The 6973-nt window shown below is 59.0% G+C and carries 4 protein-coding genes, 1 tRNA gene and 2 rRNA genes; all 7 read right to left on the reverse strand.

Annotation, left to right across the window (positions count from 1 at the left end; all coding sequences use genetic code 11):
* Positions 1-10: 10 nt before the first annotated feature.
* The 7 genes from KW824_RS19345 to rrf (KW824_RS19375) all read right to left on the reverse strand — a co-directional run bounded on the left by KW824_RS19345 (position 11) and on the right by rrf (KW824_RS19375) (position 6961).
* Positions 11-1456: an amino acid permease gene (locus KW824_RS19345; RefSeq protein ID WP_218410767.1), complete on the reverse strand. Its 1446-nt coding sequence runs from the start codon at positions 1454-1456 to the stop codon at positions 11-13.
* Positions 1457-1559: 103 nt separating this feature from the next.
* Positions 1560-2015, reverse strand: coding sequence for a beta-galactosidase subunit beta (locus tag KW824_RS19350; RefSeq protein ID WP_218410768.1), 456 nt, complete (start codon positions 2013-2015; stop codon positions 1560-1562).
* Positions 2012-5086 (reverse strand): beta-galactosidase subunit alpha, encoded by a 3075-nt coding sequence (gene ebgA, locus KW824_RS19355; protein ID WP_218410769.1) that lies wholly within the window; start codon positions 5084-5086, stop codon positions 2012-2014. Before ebgA ends, KW824_RS19350 begins: the two co-directional genes overlap by 4 nt.
* Before the next feature lie 320 nt (positions 5087-5406).
* A complete protein-coding gene (gene ebgR, locus KW824_RS19360; RefSeq protein ID WP_218410770.1) occupies positions 5407-6372 on the reverse strand; it encodes a transcriptional regulator EbgR in 966 nt (321 codons plus the stop codon).
* A gap of 155 nt (positions 6373-6527) precedes the next feature.
* A 5S ribosomal RNA gene (rrf, locus tag KW824_RS19365) occupies positions 6528-6642 on the reverse strand.
* A gap of 22 nt (positions 6643-6664) precedes the next feature.
* Positions 6665-6740 (reverse strand) — tRNA-Thr (locus KW824_RS19370).
* A gap of 106 nt (positions 6741-6846) precedes the next feature.
* Positions 6847-6961 (reverse strand): 5S ribosomal RNA (gene rrf, locus KW824_RS19375).
* Positions 6962-6973 lie beyond the last annotated feature (12 nt).

Genomic DNA, 6973 nt, shown 5'->3' on the forward strand with positions numbered 1-6973 from the left:
AATGCAGTGCCTATGGCGTCTGGATGACGGCCTGCGCCGCCGGCAGGGCCTCTTTCGCGCGCGCTTCCTCGCTCAGGGAGGCCTCGTAGCGGTTGTACTTCCACCAGGCGAAGCCGAGGAAGATCACTATGCCGCCGACGTTGTAGAAGACGATGGTCATGATGTCGGCGCCGGTCGGGAAGGTGGAGGCGAGGAAGCCCACCGAGAAGATGGCGATCAGCACCGAGACCACGGCGATGCCGGTGGTACGTGAGCCCATCTTGAAATCCCGTGGCAGGTGGTCGAGCTTCAGGCGCAGATTGAGGTAGGCCAGCATGATGAACAGCGGCGGCAGCATGGAGGCAGCGGCGGTCATGTTGATGACGGTGTTCATCAGATCCTGCGCGGTGTTGGAACCCAGGGTCGGGATCACCATCAGCGGCAGCACGATGAGGTACTGGACCCAGGCTGCACGGGCAGGCACGCCGTTCTCGTTCAGCTCGACCGTCTTCTTGCCGAAGATGCCGGCCGGAATTTCGGAGAAGAAGATCTTCACCGGGGTGGCCGTCCACATCAGCAGAGAGCCAAACATGGCGGTGAAGGAGACCAGACCCACGAAGCGGTTCATCAGCACGGTGGGCAGACCGAAATGGGCCGCCAGCCCCTCGAACACCTGCACCGAGCCACCGGTAAATTTCAGGGTGTCGCTATGGACAAACACGTTGATCAGCAGGGAGGCGATGGAGTAGAGCACACCAATGAAGAGCCCGGCGACGATGATCACTTTCACGAAGGATTTGGAGCCCCCTTTCACGTCATTGACGTAGACCGCGACCGACTCGGCGCCACCGGCTGCCATAAAGATCCAGGTGGTGATGCCGAGGAAAGCCCAGCTGAAATCGGGGACCATGGCTTCTACCGTGATGGGGTCGGCCGGTTGTACCCCACCGACTAATGCCACACCTGCCAGCAGAATGTAGGAGAGGGTCAGCAGCAGCATCAGAGACGAGGTCACCGAGGTGATGGGGCCAAGCAGCTTGGCGCCATTGGTGGAGACATAGGTGGCAAAGGCAAACAACACCATGCTTAAGAAAGTGGTCGCCAGCGGGGTGAAAATGTATTCGTAGCCGAGGAAGGCATAGGAAGCGTAGGCGATGACCCGCGGCAGCAAGGAGGTGAAGAAGAAGAGGTTCACGAACCAGTAGGTGTAGGCGGAGATAAAGGCCCAGCGCCCGCCGAGGGAGCTCTTCACCCAGGCATACACCCCCGCTTCGGAGTTTTTGTTCAGTGACACAAATTCCGCAATGATCAGACAGAACGGAATGAAGTAAAAAATGGTGGCCAGAAAGAACATCGGGGCCGAGGCCAGACCGATTTCGATGTTGTTGTTGATGACGTTGTTGAAGCTGAATACCGCCGCGAAGGTGAGCGACAGCAGACCAAACTTGCCTATCGTATTCCGTTTGGAATCAGACATGGTGCATCTCCAGACCTGTAGTTATTTCCGCGAAAGGGCGGGGCATGAGTTGTAGGGTGAGCCCCGCCCTTCCGGCTTTTATCAGTGCAAAAACAGCGGCTTGTTATTTGTTTTTGAAGTAGCCGCCTTCGACGGTGACCTTGATGATCAGCTTGCGAACCGGGCTGTCGCCTGTGAACCGGTAAGCCTCGTCGTTCTCGAAGATCACCACCTGACCGTTGCCGACTTTCTGGCGCTCACGCACCTCACCGGCCAGCCACTCGCGATCCGTGGTGTCGTCATAGGCCTGCTCGACGCCCAGCTCGCTCTTGGCTGCCCACTCCACCGTCTCTGCCCCTTCCAAGTAGTAGTGGACGTCGAAGTAGCGGCGCTGCCCCTCAAACAGGGAGGTGGCCGGGCTGGCCCCCTCCTGCAAGCGGTAGGTGAGGGAGTCACCGATGGAGTGGCAGATGCCGGGCTTGAGGTTCGGCAGGTTGTTGATGGCCTCCACGCAGCGGCCCCACTTCTTGCCCTCCCGGTAGATGTTTTTGAACAGGGTCAGGTTGTCCAGGGTGATCATGCGAGGTTCCTCCCGCCGTTGATGGTGAGATCGAGCCCGGCCAGCGCAGCCGGATTGAGGTTGCCGCGAGCGATGGGCAGCAGGGTCAGGCCGAAGCTGAACGGCTCGAAGCGCACCCGCCAGGAGTCCAGCACCTCGGAACCCCAGGAGTTGGAACCCAGCCCCAGCACCTTGTGATCCAGATTGAGGGTGAGATAACCGCAGGGCTCCAGCTCGTTGATGTGCTGCGCCGCGTGGATATGCTCCCAGCTGTAGGGCCAGACGCTCAGGTTGATGGGGGCATCGGGTCGCACGTAGAGACCGGCGCCGTGGCGGTTGGTCAATGTCGCCCAGCGCACCTGCTGGCGGTTGCCGTTGTCCTGCGGGAAGGGGTAGTGCTCCCACATCTCGCCCACCGTGCTGTTGAAGCGGTCGATCCAGTTGCTCTGGCGGCTGTCCTGATAGTTTTCACCCGGGCCCATGCCGTAGTAGTGCACCCGGTCGAGATCCTGACGAATACCCAGCTCGAAGCCGATCTTGGGAATGATGTCGTCATAGCCGCCGTAGGGCTGACCGGAGAGTGCCACGTGCAGCTGGCCGTTCGGGCTCAGGGTGTAGACGTAGCGGCAACGCATGCCGAAGTCGAACACCGGCGGCGCGATCAGGCTCTCCACCGTCACCTCGACCGCATCACCCAGCTGACGCCAGCTTAAGCTACGGAAGTGCTCCTGCATGATCTGCAGGTGGTTCGGGTGCCACAGGCTCTCGTACTCCTGCTTGTGGTTGTCGATCATCGGCTTGAAGAAGGTGAGGCGCGGTGACCGCTCAATCAGCTCGATACCGTCCTGCTGCCAGCTCACCAGCTTGCCGTCGAGGCGCGAGAAGCGCAGGGCAAAGCCGCTGCCGCTTAAGACAAGCTCGAGCCGCTCATCGGCGATCTGCAACGCAGTGGCGTTGGGGTTGGCAAAAGGCTGCAGCTGGCGAGTCGACTCTTTCAGCTGGAACTGGTACTGGCCCAGCTCGTGCTCCGCTGCGCTGTAACGGGTGGCGGTAGCCTTGATGACCCGCAGCTGGACGAAGGTTTCCCGCCCATCGAGAGTGGGCAGGTCGAGTTGCAACTCGGTGATGACACCGGGGGCAACCCCTTCCAGCCGGATTTGCTGGCTGGCCAGCAGCTCGCCCTCGGCCTTCACCTCGACCAGCAGACGGATATCGTCGAGATTGGAGAACCAGTAGCGGTTTTCCACCGCCAGCTTGCCGCTCGCCAGATCCAGCGCCCGCACCTTGACCGGGCAGATCACCTGCTTGTATTCGCGCAGCCCCGGCCCAGGGGTCTGATCCGGATAGATGAGGCCATCCATGCAGAAGTTGTAGTTGTTGGGGTAGTCGCCGTAGTCGCCGCCGTATTTGTAAACGGCGCGCCCCTGCTCATCCTGATCCAGAATGCCGTGATCGCACCACTCCCAGATGTAGTGGCCCTGAATGTGGGGATGGCGGTCGAACACCTGCTGGTAGTCGCTAAGGCCACCCGGACCGTTGCCCATGGCGTGGGCGTATTCGCAGATAATGCGCGGCTTCTCCATCGGGAACTCGCCGAAGCAGTTCATCTGGGAGACGCGGGAATACATGGTGCTGACCACATCCACCACCTCGGCATCGCGATCCTCTTCGTAGTGCACCAGCCGGGTCGGGTCGATCGCCTTGCAGCGCTGGTACATGGCTCTGATGTTGCAGCCGTAACCGGACTCGTTGCCGAGCGACCAGATGATGATGGAGGGGTGGTTCTTCTGGGCGTGAACATGGCGCTCGATGCGATCCACAAACACCGGCTCCCAGAAAGGATCGTCAGTAATGCGGCTGAGATCGCCGACGTTGGCAAAGCCGTGGGTCTCCACGTCGGTCTCCGCCATCACGAACAGACCGTACTGGTCGCACAGCTCGTAGAAGCGCGGGTCGTTCGGGTAGTGGGCGGTGCGTACCGAGTTGAGGTTGTGCTGCTTCATCAGCACGATATCGCGTTCAACACGGTCCATGCCGACCGCGCGACTCTTGAGGTGGTCGTTGTCGTGACGGTTCACCCCGTGCAGCTTGAGGTAGTGGCCGTTGACGTAGAAAAGGCCATCCTTGACCTTGATTTCACGCACCCCGACCCGCTGCGGGATCACCTCCAGCAGCTCGCCCTGACCATTGTAGAGGGAGAGTTGCAGCTGATAGAGGTACGGGTCTTCGGCGCTCCACAGATGGGGGTTGGCCAGATCCAGCGTGAAGCGGCAATCACACTTGCCGTCGATCGAGAGATGATCGAGCGAGCCGCTGGCGATCTCGCTGCCCTGATCCAGCAGCGACCAGACCAGACGGTGATCACAGGCAGGCGCCCCCAGATTTTCCAGCTGGATATCGCAGTTCAGGGTAGCGCTTTGATTGTCATCGGCCAGAGCGGTACAGATGAAGAAGTCCTGCACATGGGCGGCCGGTTTGCCCACCAGATAGACGTCACGGAAGATCCCCGCCATCCACCACATGTCCTGATCTTCGATGTAAGTGGAGTCGGCCCACTGCATCACCCGCACCGACAGCAGGTTCTCGCCAACCTTGGCGTAGGCGCTGATATCGAACTCGGCGGTGAGGCGGCTGCCCTTGCTGAAGCCGACATAGTGGCCGTTCACATAGACCTCGAAGTAGGTCTCTACCCCGTCAAACTTGATGATCACCTGCTCGCCATCCCAGGCCGGGCTCAGCGTGAAGCTGCGCTGATAGGCGCCGGTGGGGTTGTTGGTCGGCACGAAGGGCACGTCGATGGGGAAAGGAAAACCTTCGTCGGTGTACTGCAGATTGCCATGCCCTTCCATCTGCCACATGTTGGGCACGGTGATCTGGCCCCACTCGCTCATGGGGCTGTGGTAGAAGGCCTCCGGCACCTGCATGGGGTGGTCGAAGTAGTGGAACTGCCACTGACCGCTAAGGCTCAGAAAACGGCGGCTCAGCTCGCGCTGCATGGTGGCCGCCAGCGCGTGGTCGGCATAAGAGAAGAAGTAGGCACGCGGAGCCAGCCTGTTTTCACCAACGAATTGGACGTTTTCCCAGTTATTCACATGTCCTCCCGGAACAAGGCAACTTTGACTGGGTAAACTCTAGATAAATATTTACTAAATATCAGTTTTGGATCGGTAAAGTTTTAACCTGATCACAATGGCTGAATGGTTTTGTGAGCGAGATCAGAAGCGGAGGATAAAAGGGGGTAAAGCAGGAAGTGATGGCATGGATGTTGATAAATGCAGGCAGAAAATGGCTAAAACCAGCGTAAAACAATGCATTATAAATTTATCAAGAGATGGAAGGGGGAGAATGATGAAAGGAAGGAGTCGCGCCACCGCAAGATGACGCGACTAAAACAGAATTTATTTTACTAAAATCAACGAGTAGTGCCACGCAGGGTCAGGCGGCTCGGCACCAGTACCCGAAGAGGAATATCACGTTCGTCACGCAGCCGTTCGACCAGCAGATTGACCCCCTGGGAGCCCATCAACTCGGAGTGGATCCGCACCGTGGAGAGCGGCGGGAAGGTAAACTTGGCGGTCGGAATGTCGTTGACGCTGATCAACTCAATCTGCTGGGGAATCGCCAGCCCCCTCTCGTGGATGGCCCGCAGCACCCCAATGGCGATGGAGTCGGAGGCGACGAACAGCGCCTTGGGCCAGTCCCCTGCCAGCATCTCTTTTGCCAGCCGGTAGCCGGAGGCGCTGGAGAAATCCCCGCGATAGAGATCGCTCTCCTGCACCACCCCCAGCCGCTGACCGTAGTCGAGGAAGGCCAGTTCACGGAGATCCGGCGCCTCATCCTGACCCCCTATATAGCCGATGCGGCCATGCCCCTGGGCGATAAAGAAGTCCACCACCTGCTGGCTGATGAGCGCCAGATCCACATCCACGGAGTCAAATTCCCCCAGGGAGCGGCAATCCACGAACACCAGCTGGGCAGAGAGAGAGTGGAGCGCTGCCAGGCGCTCCTCAGGCAGGTGGCCGATAACCAGGATGCCGTCGACGGCGGAGAGCTCACGCCCCTCGGCGCCGTTGTAGAAATGGGTCAGCTCTATGTTGAAGCGGGCGCACTGGGTCTCGATGCCATAGCGAATGGCGAGATAGTAGGGGTCGTTGACCTCTGTGCTCTGGGGGTAGGCATAGACCGCCAGGAAGTGCAGCTTGCTCTTGTGAACCCCCTTGCGGGCGCTACTGGTCTTGTACTCCAGCCGCTCGGCAATCTCGAAGATCTTCTGCCTGGTCTCTTCCTTGACGCTCAGCGTCGGATCTTCATTGAGCACCCGCGACACAGTGGCCTGGGACACCCCCGCCTCCTGTGCAATTTCCTTCAACGTGGCCATGCATACTCCTCTGGCGATGACTCCCGACAATACCTGACCAAGAGTAACGGGCAAGCCGCTGACAGCCCAGCATTTTTACTAAAAGAAGCCGGACTGCATCGAAAAAATCCCAAAGCAAAAAGGCCTCCCGAATGGGAGGCCTCTTCTAAATAGGTGCCTGACAGTGTCCTACTCTCGCATGGCGAATGCCACACTACCATCGGCGCTACCGCGTTTCACTTCTGAGTTCGGCATGGGATCAGGTGGTTCCACGGCGCTATTGCCGTCAGGCAAAAGCTGTATTACTTAATAATGGTGCTGATACCCAGAGTCGAACTGGGGACCTCATCCTTACCAAGGATGCGCTCTACCAACTGAGCCATATCAGCACACTAACCGGTAAAGACCGCACTGTGTGCGCTATCTAAATCTTCTGTCCAATACAACCTGACGTTGTATCACGACCAACCACATCGCTGTAGTTGCTTAATTGAAGCCTGGCAGTGTCCTACTCTCGCATGGCGAATGCCACACTACCATCGGCGCTACCGCGTTTCACTTCTGAGTTCGGCATGGGATCAGGTGGTTCCACGGCGCTATGGCCGCCAGGCAAAAAACTTCA

The sequence above is a fragment of the Aeromonas sp. sif0611 genome (assembly GCF_019218845.1).
Classification (GTDB): domain Bacteria; phylum Pseudomonadota; class Gammaproteobacteria; order Enterobacterales; family Aeromonadaceae; genus Aeromonas; species Aeromonas media.